Genomic DNA, 17,238 nt, shown 5'->3' on the forward strand with positions numbered 1-17,238 from the left:
GGGTTCGGGAGCCTTCGCCGGACGGTCATCGGTCGGGCTCCGGATCCTTGAGCCAGTTGATCAGCTCCGTGGAGAAAGCGACCGGGTCCTCCTCGTGCGGGAAGTGTCCGAGGCCGTCGAACAGGCGCCAGCGGTACGGCGCTTCGACGTACTCGCCCGAACCGGCCGCGCTGCGCGTGCGCATGACGGGGTCGAGGGAGCCGTGCAGGTGCAGCGTCGGTACGCGCACAGGTCGCTTCATGCGGCGGTTGAACTGGATGCCGTCGGGGCGGGCCAGCGAGCGCACCATCCAGCGGTACGGCTCGATGGAGCAGTGCGCGGTCGACGGGATGCAGATCGCGCGGCGGTACATCTCCACCGCGTCGTCGTCCGGCAGCCGCGGGCCGGACCAGTCCCGGACGAGCCGGCCGACGAGCGCGCCGTCGTCGGCCGTCAGCTGCCGCTCGGGGATCCAGGGCCGCTGGAACCCCCAGATGTAGGAGCCGGCACTGGTCTGCTTGACGTCCGAGAGCATCGCCGAGCGCCAGCGCCGGGGATGCGGCATGGACGCGACCGCGAGCCGGCGGACCAGCTTGGGGCGCATCACGGCCGCCGTCCACGCCAGGTATCCGCCCAGGTCGTGGCCGACGAGCGCGGCGTCCGGCTCGCCGAGCGAGCGGACCACGCCGGTGATGTCGAGCGCGAGGTTGGCCGGGTCGTAGCCGCGTGGCGTACGGTCGCTGCCGCCGACGCCCCTGAGGTCCATCGCCACCGCCCGGAAGCCCGCGTCGGCGAGCGCGACGAGCTGGTGCCGCCAGGTCCACCAGAACTGCGGGAAGCCGTGCAGCAGCAGCACCAGCGGACCGTCGCCCAGCTCGGCGATGTGGAAGCGCGCGCCGTTCGCCGCGACGTCCCTGTGGGTCCAGGGGCCGTCCGGGCGTACGACCGAGGAGGGGGTGGCGGGATCCGTCATGACGACGAGCGTGCCACAGCCTCGATGGCCGCGGGCGCCCGGTCCTCCAGCTCCGGCTGCGGGGCGGGACGCGGGTGCGGCTTGGCCTTCTGCAGGACGCCCGCCGTCTCCTTCATCGAGGCGGCGACCTTCTGCGGGCCCTGGCTCTTCTTGGCCTTCTTCGCGAACACGACGCCGATCAGCACGAGGACGAGGGCGATGAGGACGTTCGCCGCGAAGGACAGCAGGAAGCAGAGCGCGAGGTTCCAGTCGCTCCAGGTCCGAATGCCGTACGCGAGGGCGAAGTTCAGCATCGGCAGTGAGAAGACGAGCACGGCGCCCGCCACCGTGAACGCGCCGCCGCTCGTCGCGCCGCGCTTGACGTCCTGCTTGAGCTGCGCTTTCGCCAGTGCGATCTCGTCATGCACCAGCGCCGACATCTCGGTCGTCGCCGAGGCGAACAGCTGGCCGATGCTGCGTTCGGCGCCGACCGGGCTGCCGTCGGGTGCGCTCATCGCGGTCTCCCTCGTCGTGTACGGATCCGTCTTCTGCCTGACTGAGTACGGTTCCGTCTTTTGTACCGTCCCGTCAGATCATGCCCGACGGTGGTCCTCCTCGCCTGCCCTGCCCGCCACTTCGGCAAGCGCGTGGCGTGCGGCGAGCTTCTCCTCGGCGAGGCGGCGGTGCTCGGCGGCCTTGCGCTCGTGGATGGCGGCCATGCGCAGGTGGTACTCCGGCTCGTCCTGCTCGTAGATGTCCGGAATGCCGTCGGCGTCCTCGTCGCGCTCCTCGGCCTCGACCATCCCGCGGTACTTGGCGTTCCGTATCTTCAGCAGCACCGTCGCCAGGATGGCCGCGATCAGGGACCCGATCAGTACGGCCGCCTTCACCTCGTCGGTCAGCGTGGCGTCTCCGGTGAAGGCGAGCTCGCCGATGAGCAGCGAGACGGTGAAGCCGATGCCGGCGAGGGTCGCGACGGCGAACACGTCGGCCCATTCCAGGTCTTCGCTGAGCGAGGCCCTGGTGAAGCGTGCCGTCAGCCAGGTGCCCCCGAAGATGCCGACCGTCTTGCCGACCACGAGGCCGAGGACCACGCCGAGCGTCTCCGGCTGGGCGAAGACATCGCCGAGCGCGCCGCCGGAGACCGTGACACCGGCGCTGAACAGCGCGAACAGCGGGACGGCGAGCCCTGCCGACAGCGGGCGCACCAGGTGCTCGATGTGCTCGCCGGGGGAGTGCTCCTCGCCCTCGCGCCGGGTGCAGCGCAGCATCAGGCCCATCGCGACGCCCGCGATGGTGGCGTGGACGCCGCTGTTGTACATCAGCCCCCAGATCACCAGGGCGAGCGGGACGTACACATACCACCCGCGCACGCCCTTTCTCACGAGCAGCCAGAAGACGGCCAGGCCGACCACGGCGCCGCCGAGCGCGGCGAAATTGATCTGCGACGTGAAGAAGATCGCGATGATCAGGATCGCGAACAGGTCGTCGACGACGGCGAGCGTGAGCAGGAAGGCGCGCAGGGCGCTGGGCAGGGAGGTTCCGATGACGGCGAGCACCGCGAGCGCGAAGGCGATGTCCGTGGCCGTCGGAACCGCCCAGCCGGCCGAGGAGCCGTGCCCGGTGACATTGGTCAGGGTGTAGACCAGCGCGGGCACCGCCATGCCGCACAGTGCGGCGACGACCGGCAGCGCGGCCGCCCTGGGGTCCTTGAGATCGCCGGCGACCAGCTCGCGCTTGAGCTCGATCCCGGCGACGAAGAAGAAGATCGCGAGCAGCCCGTCGGCCGCCCAGTGCTCGACGGACAGGTTCAGCCCGAGGGCCTCGGGGCCGAGGTGGAAGTGGCCGACGCTCTCGTAGCTGTCGTGCAGTGCGGGTACGTTCGCCCAGATCAGCGCGGTGATCGCGGCGAGCAGCAGCAGGACACCGCCGACGGTCTCGGTGCGCAGCGCGTCCGCGACGAAGGTCCGCTCGGGGAGCGAGAGCCGTCCGAGGACCTTGCGGACGGGAGCGGGGGTGCGGGGCGCGGTCACGGGGAGACCTCCGGTCGGTGGGCAGGACGGAGCACTTGCCGACCAGACTTCCCGGCGCACCTATGCGTGATGTTCGCTTTGTTTAGTTTACCTAAGGGTGCGCCGGATCGCATCCGTCGGATTCCACCGTACGTACGTGAGGGGCACCCGGCGCGGTCGCCGGGTGCCCCTCACGCTGGTTCCTTACTCAGTCCTCGCTCGGCGCGGCCGGCAGCTTCGACTGGATGAGGTCCATGACGGTCGAGTCGGTCAGCGTCGTCACGTCACCGAGCTGACGGTTCTCGGCGACGTCCCGCAGCAGCCGGCGCATGATCTTGCCGGAGCGGGTCTTCGGCAGCTCGGCCACCGGCAGGATCCGCTTCGGCTTGGCGATCGGGCCGAGGGTGGCGCCGACGTGGTTGCGCAGGTCGGCGATGAGGTTCTCGTCGTCGGCGTTCGCCGTGCCGCGCAGGATCACGAAGGCGACGATCGCCTGCCCGGTCGTCTCGTCGGCGGCACCGACCACGGCCGCCTCGGCGACGGACGGGTGCGAGACCAGCGCGGACTCGACCTCGGTGGTCGAGATGTTGTGGCCGGAGACGAGCATGACGTCGTCCACCCGGCCCAGCAGCCAGATGTCGCCGTCGTCGTCCTTCTTCGCACCGTCGCCCGCGAAGTACTTGCCCTCGAAGCGCGACCAGTAGGTGTCGAGGAAGCGCTGGTCGTCGCCCCAGATGGTGCGCAGCATCGACGGCCACGGCTCGGTCAGGACCAGGTAGCCGCCACCGCCGTTGGGGACCTCGTTCGCCTCGTCGTCGACGACGGTCGCGGAGATGCCGGGCAGCGGGTTCTGCGCGGAGCCGGGCTTGGTCTCGGTGACACCCGGCAGCGGCGAGATCATCATCGCGCCGGTCTCGGTCTGCCACCAGGTGTCGACGACCGGGGTCCGGTCGGCGCCGATGTGCTTGCGGTACCAGACCCAGGCCTCGGGGTTGATCGGCTCGCCCACGGAACCCAGCACCCGCAGGCTGCTCAGGTCGAACTTCGCGGGGATGTCGTCGCCCCACTTCATGAACGTACGGATAGCCGTCGGCGCCGTGTACAGGATGGTGACCCCGTACTTCTGCACGATCTCCCAGAAGCGGCCCTGGTGCGGGGTGTCCGGCGTGCCCTCGTACATCACCTGCGTCGCGCCGTTCGCCAGCGGCCCGTACACGATGTACGAGTGGCCGGTGACCCAGCCGACGTCGGCCGTGCACCAGTACACGTCCGTCTCCGGCTTGAGGTCGAAGACCGCGTGGTGGGTGTACGACGTCTGGGTGAGGTAGCCGCCGGAGGTGTGCAGGATGCCCTTGGGCTTACCCGTCGTACCGGACGTGTACAGGATGAACAGCGGGTGCTCGGCGTCGAAGGCCTCGGGGGTGTGCTCGGCGGACTGCCGCTCGACGATCTCGTGCCACCACACGTCACGGCTGTCGTCCCAGGCGACGTCCTGGCCGGTGCGGCGCACGACGAGCACGTGCTCGACGTTGTCGACCTTGCCGATCGCCTCGTCCACGGCCGGCTTCAGCGCGGACGGCTTACCGCGCCGGTAGCCGCCGTCGGAGGTGATGACGACCTTGGCGTCCGCGTCCTGGATACGGGTGGCCAGCGCGTCCGCGGAGAAGCCGCCGAAGACGACCGAGTGCGCGGCGCCGATGCGCGCGCAGGCCAGCATCGCGACCGCCGTCTCGGGGATCATCGGCATGTAGACGGCGACCCGGTCGCCCTTGCGCACGCCCAGCTCCAGCAGGGCGTTGGCGGCCTTGGAGACCTCGTCCTTGAGCTCGGCATAGGTGACGGCGCGGCTGTCGCCGGGCTCGCCCTCGAAGTGGATGGCGACACGGTCGCCGAGCCCGGCCTCCACATGCCGGTCCACGCAGTTGTACGCGACGTTGAGCTCGCCGTCCTTGAACCACTTGGCGAACGGCGGGTTCGACCAGTCCAGCGTCTCCGTCGGCTCCTTGGCCCAGGTCAGCCGACGGGCCTGCTCGGCCCAGAAGCCGAGCCTGTCAGCCTTGGCCTGTTCATACGCCTCCGCCGTGACGTTGGCGTTCGCGGCCAGGTCGGCGGGGGGTGCGAACCTGCGCTCTTCCTTCAGCAGGTTGGCCAGGCTTTCGTTGCTCACGACATCTCCCTTTCCCAGGGTGTCCGTTGTGTCCCAGGCCACAGCTCATCAGACCGGGGGGCCCGATGACAAGGGTCGCCGGAAAATTGGTTTAGACCTGTCAACGGGATGGGCCCCGAGCTGCGGTTTGTGCCGGGGTTATCCGTTCCCACGGACGCCGGCCGAGGGCGGTTCAGGTCTGTAACCCCTCTCACATCCGGGCGGGGGTGAGGCGCGACGTCGATCACGTCGGAGGGCGGCGGTCGGCCACACGGGAGTTCTGCAGGTGGGCCACATGGGAGCGCGGGCAGTCGGACTCTGGGGGAGCGCGGGCAGGCGGACTCCATGGGAGCGCGGCCCCGCCGAGCAGCGGGGCCGCGCACGGCTGCCTGCGTCAGGCCGACAGGTCCGCCACACCCACGTGGTCGAACACCCGGTCCTCGTGGCCCTCGGCCAGCAGGTACGCCTGTGCCTCGCCCACGTGGAAGTACATCCCGTGCAACTCAAGCTGGCCCGCGCGCAACGCCCGGGCCACCGACTCGTGGGCGCGCAGGTGCTCCAACTGCTGCACCACGTTGGTCAGACAGAGCTGCTCGACCGCGTCGGCCGGTGCCCGACCGGCGAGCCTGGCCCAGGGCCGGTCCTCGTCGGACATCCGCTCCAGGCTCGGCTCCCCGTGCCGCAGCCACCGCCTGAGCGGGGTCTGCGCGGCGCCCGGCTCTGAGGCGAGCAGCGCCTGCATGGCCCCGCAGCCGGAGTGCCCGCACACCGTGATCGACCGCACCTCGAGCACGTCCACCGCGTACTCGATCGCGGCCGCCACCGAGTCGTCCCCGCTCTCCCGGCCCGGCAGCGGAACGAGGTTGCCCACGTTGCGCACCACGAACAGGTCGCCGGGACCACTGGAGGTGATCATCGACGTGACCAGCCGGGAGTCCGCGCAGGTGAGGAACAGCTGGGACGGCTGCTGCCCTTCACGCGCCAGCCGCGCCAGCTCACCCCGCACCAGGGGGGCGGTGTTGCGCTGGAACGCGCTGATGCCACGGGCCAGTTGACGGGCGCTGGGGCGGCTGGTGTCGGTGGCTGCGCCGGTGCCGGTGCCGGTGCCAGTGCCGGTGTCTGCGGCTGCTCCGGTGCGTGCGCCGGTGCTGGTGCCTGCGCCTGTATCGGCGCCCGGGCCTGCACCAGTGCCGGTGGCAGTGCTTGTGCCGGTGTCTTCGCTCGCGTCGGCGGTGTCGTCCTCGGACGCGTCGGGTCGAGCGAGGGCGTCTGCGCCGCCGCCGGTTGGACTCGGCTCGCCGGCCTTGTCGGGCTCGCCGGTGCCGCCGTGACCTCCAGTGCCGCCGTGATCTCTGATGCCGCCGTGACCTCCGGTGCTGTCGGTGCCGTCCGCGCGAAGGGCACCGTCGGCGTCCGAGGGCGCCGCGCCTCCACCGGCGTCGTCGGCCCCCGTCGCCTGAGCGTCCCCGGGCTGCCCGTCGCGGAGCAGGGCGGCCTCCGGGATCTCGCACTGGTGGTTGCGCCAGGGCGTCCAGGGGTGGCAGCGGCAGTCGGCACTCTCCTCCGCGGCGACCCCGGTGAGGGCCTGGAGGCCGGTCGGTCCCGTGGGCTCACCGATGCGGACCCCGGACCTGCGGCCGACGAGCTCGACGGTGCCGCCGTGCACGGTGTGCGTGTTCTGCCAGTCCTGAAGCGACTCGTAGGCCGCGTGGTCCATGAACGACCCGTCCAACTCCACGACGACGTCGGCGCCCTGGGGCACGAGATGCAGGGTCCGGCTCAGACGCGGCACCGCGAGGAACGTCAACTGCCCTCGTACATGTACGTGATGGACTCCTTCCGTCTCGTCGTGCGTGATGCGGGTGCGGGTGAGGCGGTGCAGGGCGACCCCGACGGCCATGGCGATGCCCAGGGTCACGCCTTCCAGGACGCCGAAGAACACCACGGCGAGGGTGGTGACGGCGTACACCAGAACCTCGCGGTGGCGGGTCACCGTGCGGATGTGGTGCAGGGACACCATCTGGATGCCGACGGCCATCACCAGGGCGGCGAGCGAGGCGAGCGGGATGAGCTCCAGGATCGGGACCATCAGCAGCGCGGCGACCACTACGAGAACGCCGTGCAGCATCGTGGAGTTCCGGCTCACGGCACCGGCGTGAACATTCGCCGAACTGCGCACGGCCACACCCGCGATGGGCAGTCCGCCGAGCGCGCCGGAGACGACGTTGGCGGCTCCCTGGCCGAGCAGCTCGCGGTTCAGGTCGGAGCGCCCGACCTGGGCGGACTGCTCCGGCCGGCCGGCGACCAGCTTGTCCACGGCGACCGCGCCGAGCAGCGACTGCACGCTGCACACCAGCGTGATGGTGAGCACGGCGGCGACGAGGCCGAGCACCGGCCCGTCGGGGAGGGCGGCCAGTGCGTGGCTGCTCCAGGACGGCAGGTCGACCTTGGGCAGGCTCAGGCCCAAGAGCGAGGCGGTCGTGGTCGCGACGGCGACGGCGACGAGCGGGGTCGGCACCTTGCGCAGCAGCTTGCCGGCCCGGCCGGGAAGTCTGGGCCAGAGCACCAGCAGGGCGAGGGTGAGCACGCTCACCGCCAGGGCGGCGGGATGCACTCGGGCCAACTGGGCGGGCAGTTCGCGAAGGTTGTCCAGGACCGAGCTGTGCGGGACGCCGCCGAGGACGATGTGCAGCTGGGCCACGGCGATGGTGACGCCGATGCCGGCGAGCATGCCGTGCACGATCGCGGGGCTGACGGCGAGCGCGGTGCGGGCCACGCGCAGGAGGCCGAGGCCGAGTTGGGCGAGGCCGGCGAGGACGGTGATGGCACAGGTCGTGCGCCATCCGTACTGGTGGATGAGCTCGGCGGTGACGACCGTGAGTCCGGCGGCGGGGCCGCTGACCTGGAGCGGGGCGCCGCCGAGCCGTCCGGCGACGAGGCCTCCGACGGCGGCGGCGACGAGGCCGGCCTGAAGGGGCGCGCCGGTGGCGAGGGCGATGCCGAGGGAAAGGGGGAGTGCGATCAGGAAGACCGCGATGGAAGCCGAGACATCGGCACCCGCGAGGCGCGGGCGGCGGGCCGGCGGTGGGCTGTGTGGTTCGTGGCTGTGCTCTTCTCGACGTGGCTCGTCGGCGCGGGTCGGAACGCAGGCTGACATGTTTCCCGTCTCCTCCGGGCAGCGCGGCCGCGAATCTGGCGGTCCCCTCGGGGCGGGGGTCGGGTCGCGGCCGAGTGGTCACGGCATACAGCGGCGGGATGCATCAACTGTCGGTAAACGGATCGTAATGCAGAGTAAAGTGACGGAATAGATTTTCCGAGCAAATGGACTAATAAATCCCTCTCAAGAGTGAAGCGGTTAATTAGTCGGCTTGTCGTATTAATTCCTTTCTCGGTCCCGTGCGACCTTGGCGGCGCTGTCGCCCTCCGAGAGAAGGAAGTAGGTGGACCGAACATGGCCGCCACTCGCAGGTTCGCCGCCCCCCGAAAAACCGCCGCGACACAACGAATTGCCGCGGGTACCGCTGCCGCCGCGGTCTGTGCCGCATCGCTCGCCGGCTGTGCGAGCCGTGACACGAGCGGGCAGTCGGCGCCCGGGCCGCAGAAGGCGAAGCCCGCGGCGCCCGCGCCCCGGAGCGCGGTCCGTCTGATCGGTGACGGGTCCACCGCGTACACCGGCGCACAGCCGCATCTGCCCCGGCCCGAACGCCTCAAGCCCGGTCAGAAACCCCCGCAGTTCGTGGTGTTCTCCTGGGACGGCGCCGGCGAGGACGGACAGAGGCTGTTCTCCCACTTCCGCAAGGTGGCCAGGGCGAACAGCGCGACCATGACCTACTTCCTCAGCGGCGTGTACATGCTGCCGGACCACAAGCGCGACCTGTACCGGCCCCCGCAGCACTCACCGGGCCGCTCCGACATCGGCTTCAACGACGCGGAGGGAATCAGCGACACCGTGAAGCAGCTGCGCCTCGCGTGGCTGGAGGGCAACGAGATCGGCACCCACTTCAACGGCCACTTCTGCGGCAGCGGCGGCGGTGTCGGCGAGTGGTCCGTGGAGGAGTGGAAGGACGAGATCACTCAGGCGAAACGATTCGTCAAGTCCTGGAAGACCAACACCGGCATGAGCAAGGCGTCCCCCCTCCCCTTCGACTACGACAAGGAGCTCATCGGCGCCCGCACACCCTGCCTGGAGGGCCGCAAGAACTTCGTCACGGCGGCCCGCGAGATGGGCTTCCGCTACGACTCCAGCGGCGTCAACAACCAGCTCTGGCCCGTGAAGAGGGAGGGCCTGTGGGATCTGTCGATGCAGCTCGTGCCCTTCCCCGGGCACTCCTACGAGCAGCTCACCATGGACTACAACTTCATGGTCAACCAGTCGGGCACCAAGAGCCAGGGTGACCCCGACAAGCACGAGTTCTGGGGCGACCAGATGCGGGACGGCCTGCTCATGGGCTTCCGCCGCGCCTATGAGGGCAACCGCGCGCCCCTGATCATCGGCAACCACTTCGAGTCCTGGAACGGCGGCACCTACATGCGCGCCGTCGAGGAGGTCGTCGAAGCCGTCTGCAACAAGCCCGACGTGCGCTGCGTTTCCTTCCGGCAGCTCGCCGACTGGCTCGACGCCCAGGACCCGGCGGTCCTGCGGAAGTTGCGCACCCTGGAGGTCGGCGAGGCCCCGAAGGAGGGCTGGGCGTCCTTCCTGTCCGGACACCCCGCGCCCGCCCCGAAGGGGGTCCCCGGGGCTCCGCCGCTCAAGCAGTAGGCGTCAGCGAGGCGTTGGCCTCGGGTGGGGCGCACAGGCCCTCCCCGAGCACGAACCCGGGGTCGATCTGCGCGGCCAGGTCGACGCCGGTGCGCCCATTCCCCCAGGACCGGGCGTTCTTCAGGTGGAAGTGCACCATCTGGCGGGTGTAGCGCTCCCAGTCCCGCAGCTCGTACGTCGCGTCCACGGCCGTGCGCAGCCGACGCAGGGAGAGGTGGTTCTCGTCCTCCAGGAGGTCGAACCGGGGCGGACGGCCCTTCTCCATGGAGCGCACCCAGTCCGAGTGCCCGACAGTCACCAGCAGGTCGTCCCCGACCTCGGCGCGGAGGAAGTCGAGGTCGTCCTGACCTTGCACCTTGTTGCCGACGACCTTCAGGACGACTCCGAAGTCCTGGGCGTACTCCCGATACTGGCGATAGACGGAGACCCCCTTCCGGGTCGGCTCGGCGACGAGGAACGTGATGTCGAAGCGGGTGAACATGCCGGAGGCGAAGGAGTCCGAGCCAGCCGTCATGTCGACCACGACATACTCACCGGGGCCGTCCACCAGGTGGTTCAGGAACAGCTCCACCGCTCCCGTCTTGGAGTGGTAGCAGGCGACTCCGAGGTCTGACTCGGTGAAGGGGCCGGTGACCATCAAACGGACGGCGCCGCCGGCGAGTTCCACCGGCCGGGCGCAGGCGTCGTAGACCGGGTTCGGCTCGCTCACCCGTAGCAGCCGTGAACCCTCGCCGGGCGGCGTCGTCTTGATCATCGTTCGGGCGGAGGCGATCCGCGGGTTCGTGCCGCGCAGATGGTCCTTGATCAGCGGCAGCCGCTCGCCCATTGCCGGCACCGCGGCTGCCTGCGCCTCGTCCAGGCCGAGCGCGGCCCCCAGGTGCTGGTTGATGTCGGCGTCGACGGCCACCACGGGAGCGCCGGCGGCCGCGAGGTGGCGGATGAACAGAGAGGACAGGGTCGTCTTGCCGCTGCCGCCCTTCCCGACGAAAGCAATTTTCATGTTCACGAACGGTAGTCGGGTGATAGCTGTAAGTGGCAGTCGTATGGGGAAGGCCACTCGATCGTGGGGTACGGGCGATCGAAGGGGCGCGATGCTCGTTGGGGGGTCGCCGGCGGCCGAGAGGCGGGCGCGTAGTGTCGTACTCATGAGTACGACAGGTGCGTCCGCCGATCCGCTGGCGGCCCTCGGTTCGCTGCCCGGGGTCCCCGAGTCCGTGGAGTCCGTGCGCAAGGCTGTGGACCGGGTCTACGGGCACCGGATCATGCGTCGGCGCAGCAACGAGATCACCTCCGAGGCGGCGCTGCGCGGGGCCCGTGGCTCGGCGGCGCTGTCGGGTGCCGACTGGGCGCTCGAAGAGGTGCGTCGGCGTACCGACTTCAGTGGTGACGACGAGGCGCGCGTCGTGGGCGCGTCCCTGCGGCTGACGGCCGAGGCGGGTCAACTGCTGTCCATCTGGCGGCAGTCGCCGCTGCGGGTGCTGGCCCGCCTGCACCTGGTGGCGGCGGCGAGCCACGAGGGCGAGGTCGGGCGCCCGCGCCAGGCCGGCGAGCCCGTCGACGAGCCCCTGATCGAGCTTCCGCTGCCGAGCGCCGACGAGGTGCACGGCCGGCTGGAAGGGCTGGCCGAGCTGATCATCGCGGGCGGTTCGGCGCCCGCCCTGGTGACGGCGGCCGTCGTGCACGGCGAGCTCCTCGCGCTGCGCCCGTTCACCTCCAACAACGGCCTGGTCGCCCGTACCGCCGAACGCATCGTCCTGGTCGGCAGCGGCCTCGACCCCAAGTCCGTCTGCCCGGCCGAGGTCGGTCACGCGGAACTCGGGCGCGCGGCTTATCTGGCGGCGCTCGAAGGCTATGTGTCCGGCACTCCCGAGGGCATGGCCGCGTGGATCGCCCACTGCGGCAAGGCGATCGAGCTCGGGGCACGCGAGTCGACGGCGGTGTGCGAGGCGCTTCAGCGCGGGGCGGCGTAGGGCCGGGTGCCGTCAGGCGGGGTGTCGTAAGTCGGGGTGTCGTAAGGCGGGGTTTCGCCGTCGTAGAGCGCGGCGGCGCGGAATGGCTTGGCGCACGCGAGTGTGAGGCTTCGTCGAGTTCCGGGAATCCCGCGCGGGGGCCCACAAGAGTTGCGGCGGTACGAGGATTCGTACCGCCGCTGGCATGTTCACCGGGTTACCAAGCGTCCTCGATATGTTGCCCATCAGGTCGGGAACTTTGCCCGTGGCCTGGTGCGGCTGGCCCGTAATCGACGGGTCGACGTCGCGTGGGTGCCCAATGTTCATGCTCGGTCCGTGGGGCCAAATGCGTATTTAAGGTGATCCTCTCGGATGTCCTTGGTCTCGCGGGCCGTTGACTCCTTTGTACTCCAGGTCACAACCAAGCGGAAGGCCTGGTCGCAGTTCTTTACTTTTACTCTCAAATCACTTCAAACGGGCGCTTGTTTGTCGAGTGGGGTGTGCGTAAAGGGGAAGGTGCAGGTCAGACGGGCGCCGTACGGCGTCGGTTCGCGTACCAGACCAGGCCCGCGGTGGCCGCCGCTGCTCCTATGGCGGCTGCCGCGACAAGGGCCGGACGTGGCGGTACGGAGAAGGAGGGGAGCCGCTGCTTGAGCCGGACCGGGCGATGGAAATCGAGAATCGGCCACCCGCGCGCGAGTGCCTCGCGGCGCAGCGCACGGTCCGGGTTCACGGCGCGCGGATGCCCGACCGCCTCCAGCATCGGCAGGTCCGTCGCCGAGTCGCTGTAGGCGTAGCAGCGGTCGAGGTCATAGCCCTCGGACTCGGCGAGTTCCCTGATGGCCTCGGCCTTCGTCGGGCCGTACGCGTAGTACTCCACCTCTCCGGTGAAGCAGCCGTCGGCGCCCACGACCATGCGCGTGGCCACCACGCGGTCGGCGCCGAGCAGCTCGCCGATCGGCTCGACGACCTCGGCGCCGGAGGTGGACACGATCACCACGTCGCGGCCGGCGATGTGGTGCTCCTCGATGAGGGAGGCGGCCTCGTCGTAGATGATCGGGTCGATCAGGTCGTGCAGCGTCTCGGCGACGATCTCCTTGACCTGCTGGACGTTCCAGCCGCGGACGAGCGCGGAGAGGTACTTCCGCGTGCGCTCCATCTGGTCATGGTCCATACCGCCCACTCGGAAGACGAACTGGGCATATGCGGTCCGCAAGGCGGCCCTGCGGTTGATCAGGCCGCCTTGGTAGAACGACTTGCTGAAGGTGAGCGTGCTCGACTTCGCAATGACCGTCTTGTCCAGGTCAAAGAAGGCCGCTGTGCGGGGCAAGGAGTGGTTTTCCACGACCCTGAGCATAGGCGCAGCCCATTCGGCGTAAGGTGGGCGCGTGGGTTTGCCTGAGAGGGCTCTCGGGTACACCATGGAAGTCACGGATCGTTCGCGACCGTGCTAACCCGGTCCGACTCCTCCCCCCCCGAGTCGGCCGTGGAGACGACCCCCGCTCTCCCCCCCGGCGGGGGTCGTCGCATGTCCGGGTGGGTTTTCTTCTTTCGAGCACTGCCGCAAGGGCTGCGGCGAGGCGGCTGCGGCCGCCTGTTCGCCATGCTCATGATTCGTGACTGTGTGTAGCCGTCGCGCTGCTCTGCGGAAGTCGTACACGGGTCGGTGTGGGGGTCACCGGTTTGGGTGACGGCGATATTCACAACTGCTGAGTTGTCCACAGTTATCGACCAAGATCCACACGATTTCCGGGTTCGCTGCACCGTGATTCCAACGCGTCCGGCTCGGGCCGACTTGTTGGCCGGTTCCGGTTTGTCGGGTGCGTTTGGCCGGTTCGTATCGGCCGTTCATATGGAGGCCGGTTGCCGGTTCTTCACACGTTTGGGAATCGCGGGGCCGCAGGGCTGCGCGAGCGATGCAGCGAAGGGGGACGGAAACCGTGACCGCAGTCGTCACACACGATCCGCCGTCCGCCGCCTCCGGGCGGCCGGGCAGGCCGTTGATCGTCACGGAAGACGCCGAACTGCTGGACGACCTGCTGCGCCTGTGCGCGGCGGCCGGCGCCACACCCGAAGTCCACCACGGAGTGCCCGAGCCCAGAGGCAGTTGGGAGGCCGCGCCGCTCGTCCTGGTCGGCGACGACGCCGCACGGCGCGTACGCGGCGCGGGACGCAGGGGCGGGGTGGTGCTGGTGGGCCGGGACCAGGACGACGCCGGGGTGTGGCGCCGGGCCGTCGAGATCGGGGCGGACCACGTCCTGATGCTGCCGGACGGCGAAGAGTGGCTGGTCGACCGCATCGCCGACGTCACCGAGGGCGTCGGCCGCCCCGCCCTCACCGTCGGCGTCATCGGCGGCCGGGGCGGCGCAGGAGCCTCCACGCTCGCGTGTGCCCTCGCCGTCACCGCCGCGCGTGAGGGACTGCGCACACTCCTCGTGGACGCCGATCCGCTGGGCGGCGGACTCGATGTACTCCTCGGCGGCGAGTCGGCCGAGGGGCTGCGCTGGCCCTCGTTCGCCGGCTCGCGCGGGCGGCTCGGCAGTGGCGCGCTGGAGGAGTCGCTGCCGAAGCTGCACTCCCTTCGGGTCCTGAGCTGGGACCGCGGCGAATGCGTCGCGGTTCCGCCGCAGGCGATGCGAGCGGTGCTCGCTGCGGCCCGACGCCGGGGCGGCACGGTCGTCGTCGACCTGCCGCGTCGCATCGACGACGGGGTCGCCGAGGCCCTGGCCCAACTCGACGTCGGGATCCTCGTGGTCCCCGCCGAACTCCGCGCCGTCGCCGCCGCCCGCCAAGTGGCCTCCGCGGCTCGGCTCGTCCTACGGGACCTGCGGGTGGCGGTACGCGGTCCCTACGCACCCGGCCTCGACGACCACGAGGTGGCTCGACTGCTGGACCTGCCACTGGTGGGCGAGGTGCCGGTCGAGCCGGGGCTGCTGCGGCCGCACGAGAGCGACGAACCGCCGGGGGCAACCGGGCGAGGACCACTGGCCCGGTTCTGCCGGGAGTTCTGGGAGCGCTCTTTGCTTGAGGCGAGGACGGCATGAGTACGGCGGCGGGGCTTGACCGGGGGAGCAGGCGCGGGGGCGGCGTGGGTACGGCGGCGGGGCTTGACCGGGGGAGCGGGCGCGAGGCCGGCATGCGTACGGCGTCGGGGCATGGAGTGAGCGGGCGCGAGGGCGGCGTGGGGGAGGCGGTGGGGCTCGATCGGGTGAGCGGGCGTGAGAGCGCTGCTGTTGGTGGACGGCGGGACTCGGCCGCGCGGGCTGGTTCGTCGGCCGGGAGCTTGGTGCCGGAGCGATTGGCGGCCACGGCCGTCGGCGTGCCGTCGGAGTTGCTGGACGGGGTGCGGCAGTGGCTGGCCGAGAGCGGGGCCGAGCCGACGCCCGCGCGAGTGGCGCAGGCTCTGCGCGAGCAGGGCAGGGTGCTGGGGGACGCCGAAGTCCTCGGGGCAGCCGCGCAGTTGCGGTCCGAGCTGGTCGGCAGCGGCCCGCTGGAACCACTGCTCGCCGACCCCTCCGTGACGGACGTACTGGTGTCGGCGCCGGACCGTGTGTGGGTGGACCGCGGCGGCGGCCTGGAGCTGACGTCCGTGTCCTTCCCGGACGCGGCTGCCGTACGACGCCTCGCGCAGCGCTTGGCCGCGGTGGCCGGGCGGCGACTGGACGACGCGCGGCCCTGGGTGGACGCCCGGCTTCCCGACGGGACCCGGCTGCACGCGGTGCTTCCACCCGTTGCCGTCGGCTGCGCGTGCTTGTCGCTGCGAGTGGTACGGCCGCGGGCGTTCACGCTCGACGAACTGGTCGCCGCCGGCACGGTGCCGCCCGGCGGGGACCGGGTGCTGCGCGCACTGGTCGACGCACGGCTGGCGTTCCTCATCAGCGGCGGCACGGGCACAGGCAAGACCAGCTTGCTGAGTGCCCTGCTCGGACTGGTGGGGGACGGCGAGCGGATCGTGCTCGCCGAGGACTCCGCCGAGCTGAGGCCGGACCATCCGCATGTCGTGCGGCTGGAGAGCAGGCCGGCCAACCAGGAGGGCGCCGGGCTCGTCGCTCTCGACGACCTGGTGCGGCAGGCACTGCGGATGCGGCCGGACCGGCTGGTCGTGGGCGAGGTACGCGGCCCTGAAGTCGTCCATCTGCTGGCCGCGCTGAACACGGGCCATGAAGGCGGGTGCGGCACGGTCCACGCCAACGCGGCGGCCGATGTACCGGCCCGGCTGGAGGCCCTCGGTACGGCGGCCGGGCTCGACCGGGCCGCGCTGCACAGCCAGTTGGCGGCTGCCTTGTCGGTCGTACTCCATCTCGTACGCGACCGGACCGGGAGTCGGCGGATCGCCGAGGTGCATGTGCTGGAGCGGGACCAGTCGGGGTTGGTGCGGACGGTGCCGGCGCTGCGGTGGGGCACGGAGGCCTTCGCGTACGAGCGGGGGTGGGGGCGGCTGCGGGGGTTGCTTCGGGGTGAGGGCGCTGTCGGGCCAGCGCCCGGTGGGTTTGAGGGATGGGGTGATTGGGGTGGGTGAGATGTCGGAGGGCGTGGCTGTGCTGTGCCTCGGTGTGGCGGCCTGGTTGCTGGGCGGGCCGAACTCCGGGGCGCGACGGGCCCAGTTGTTGCTGGCCGGTGGTGGGGCCGTGGGTGCCGGGCCACCTGACTGGCGGCGGCTGGCAGGTGAGCTGCGAGGGCGGATTCGCGCCGAATGGTGGGCGGCTGCCGTCGGGCTGGTGCTGGCGCTGCTCGGGTCGTCGGTGCTGCCGGTCGTCGTGGGGGCGGCCGGGGTGCCATTGCTGAGGCGGGTGCGGCTGGCCCGGGAGGCGCGCGGAACGAGGGAGCGTCGCGTGGCGGCGGTGATCACGCTGTGCGCGACGCTCGCCGGGGAGGTACGGGCCGGCCGGCAGCCGGGCGAGGCGCTGCTGCGGGCGGCGTGGGAGTCCGGCGGGCTCGGTGAGGCACAGTCCGCGGTGTTGGCGGCTGCGAAGTTCGGTGGGGATGTGCCGGTCGCGCTCTCCTCCGCGGCACGGCAGCCGGGCGCCGAGGGCCTGTCGGGGCTGGCGGCGTGTTGGCGGGTCGCAGTGGACCAGGGCGCGGGGCTCGCGGCAGGGCTCGACCGGCTGGAGGCGGCACTGCGGGCGGAGCGCGACCAACGTGCCGACCTGCGGGCCCAGTTGGCCGGCGCCAGATCGACGGTGCTGATGCTGGCCGCCTTGCCGGTCCTGGGGCTGTTGCTCGGCGCCGCCATGGGAGCCGACCCACTGCATGTGCTGCTGCACACCGGGGCGGGGTTCGGATGCCTGGTCGTCGGCGGAGTGCTGGAGGGGCTCGGGATGTGGTGGGCGACGCGGATCGTGCGAGGAGCAGAGGCGGGGTGAGGTGCCGAGTGGGAGGGCGAGTCGGTCAGGGATCGCTTGCGCGGCGCGTACGGAGTCGGTTGGGAGGCAGCGTGCGGA

The 17,238-nt window shown here is 70.8% G+C and carries 12 protein-coding genes; 5 read left to right on the forward strand and 7 right to left on the reverse strand.

What is annotated here, in order from left to right; all coding sequences use genetic code 11:
• Positions 1-25: 25 nt before the first annotated feature.
• From PGH47_RS23595 to PGH47_RS23615, 5 genes are all read right to left on the reverse strand, one after another.
• Positions 26-952, reverse strand: coding sequence for an alpha/beta fold hydrolase (locus PGH47_RS23595; protein WP_030943422.1), 927 nt, complete (start codon positions 950-952; stop codon positions 26-28).
• Positions 949-1,446, reverse strand: a complete 498-nt coding sequence (locus PGH47_RS23600; RefSeq protein WP_271665108.1) for a phage holin family protein — start codon at positions 1,444-1,446, stop codon at positions 949-951. The genes PGH47_RS23595 and PGH47_RS23600 overlap by 4 nt, the downstream gene beginning before the upstream one ends.
• 78 nt (positions 1,447-1,524) lie before the next feature.
• Positions 1,525-2,964, reverse strand: a complete 1,440-nt coding sequence (nhaA, locus tag PGH47_RS23605) for a Na+/H+ antiporter NhaA (protein WP_271665109.1) — start codon at positions 2,962-2,964, stop codon at positions 1,525-1,527.
• Between the two features lie 187 nt (positions 2,965-3,151).
• Positions 3,152-5,110, reverse strand: a complete 1,959-nt coding sequence (gene acs, locus PGH47_RS23610; protein ID WP_271665110.1) for an acetate--CoA ligase — start codon at positions 5,108-5,110, stop codon at positions 3,152-3,154.
• A 373-nt stretch (positions 5,111-5,483) separates the two neighbouring features.
• Positions 5,484-8,246, reverse strand: a complete 2,763-nt coding sequence (locus PGH47_RS23615; RefSeq protein ID WP_271665111.1) for a bifunctional SulP family inorganic anion transporter/carbonic anhydrase — start codon at positions 8,244-8,246, stop codon at positions 5,484-5,486.
• A 294-nt stretch (positions 8,247-8,540) separates the two neighbouring features.
• Here PGH47_RS23615 and PGH47_RS23620 point away from each other — a divergent pair, with 294 nt between their 5' ends.
• Positions 8,541-9,848, forward strand: coding sequence for a hypothetical protein (locus tag PGH47_RS23620; protein ID WP_271665112.1), 1,308 nt, complete (start codon positions 8,541-8,543; stop codon positions 9,846-9,848).
• Here the strand turns inward: PGH47_RS23620 and PGH47_RS23625 are convergent.
• On the reverse strand, positions 9,838-10,848 hold the full coding sequence (locus PGH47_RS23625) for an ATP-binding protein (RefSeq protein WP_271665113.1): 1,011 nt from the start codon (positions 10,846-10,848) through the stop codon (positions 9,838-9,840). The two genes, PGH47_RS23620 and PGH47_RS23625, sit on opposite strands and share 11 nt — an antisense overlap.
• 145 nt (positions 10,849-10,993) lie before the next feature.
• Here PGH47_RS23625 and PGH47_RS23630 point away from each other — a divergent pair, with 145 nt between their 5' ends.
• Complete coding sequence (locus tag PGH47_RS23630; protein ID WP_271665114.1) at positions 10,994-11,818, forward strand: oxidoreductase; 825 nt, start codon at positions 10,994-10,996, stop codon at positions 11,816-11,818.
• A gap of 502 nt (positions 11,819-12,320) precedes the next feature.
• On the opposite strand, the gene PGH47_RS23635 is transcribed toward PGH47_RS23630, so the two are convergent.
• Positions 12,321-13,154, reverse strand: a complete 834-nt coding sequence (locus tag PGH47_RS23635) for an HAD family hydrolase (RefSeq protein WP_271665115.1) — start codon at positions 13,152-13,154, stop codon at positions 12,321-12,323.
• Between the two features lie 559 nt (positions 13,155-13,713).
• On the opposite strand from PGH47_RS23635, the gene ssd reads away from it, so the two are divergent.
• From ssd to PGH47_RS23650, 3 genes are all read left to right on the forward strand, one after another.
• Positions 13,714-14,841 (forward strand): septum site-determining protein Ssd, encoded by a 1,128-nt coding sequence (gene ssd / locus PGH47_RS23640; RefSeq protein ID WP_271665116.1) that lies wholly within the window; start codon positions 13,714-13,716, stop codon positions 14,839-14,841.
• A 92-nt stretch (positions 14,842-14,933) separates the two neighbouring features.
• On the forward strand, positions 14,934-16,316 hold the full coding sequence (locus PGH47_RS23645; RefSeq protein ID WP_443048618.1) for a TadA family conjugal transfer-associated ATPase: 1,383 nt from the start codon (positions 14,934-14,936) through the stop codon (positions 16,314-16,316).
• Between the two features lies 1 nt (position 16,317).
• Complete coding sequence (locus PGH47_RS23650; RefSeq protein ID WP_271668133.1) at positions 16,318-17,160, forward strand: type II secretion system F family protein; 843 nt, start codon at positions 16,318-16,320, stop codon at positions 17,158-17,160.
• Positions 17,161-17,238: the final 78 nt, after the last annotated feature.

The organism is Streptomyces sp. HUAS 31 (assembly GCF_028198125.1).
GTDB classification, from domain to species: domain Bacteria; phylum Actinomycetota; class Actinomycetes; order Streptomycetales; family Streptomycetaceae; genus Streptomyces; species Streptomyces chartreusis.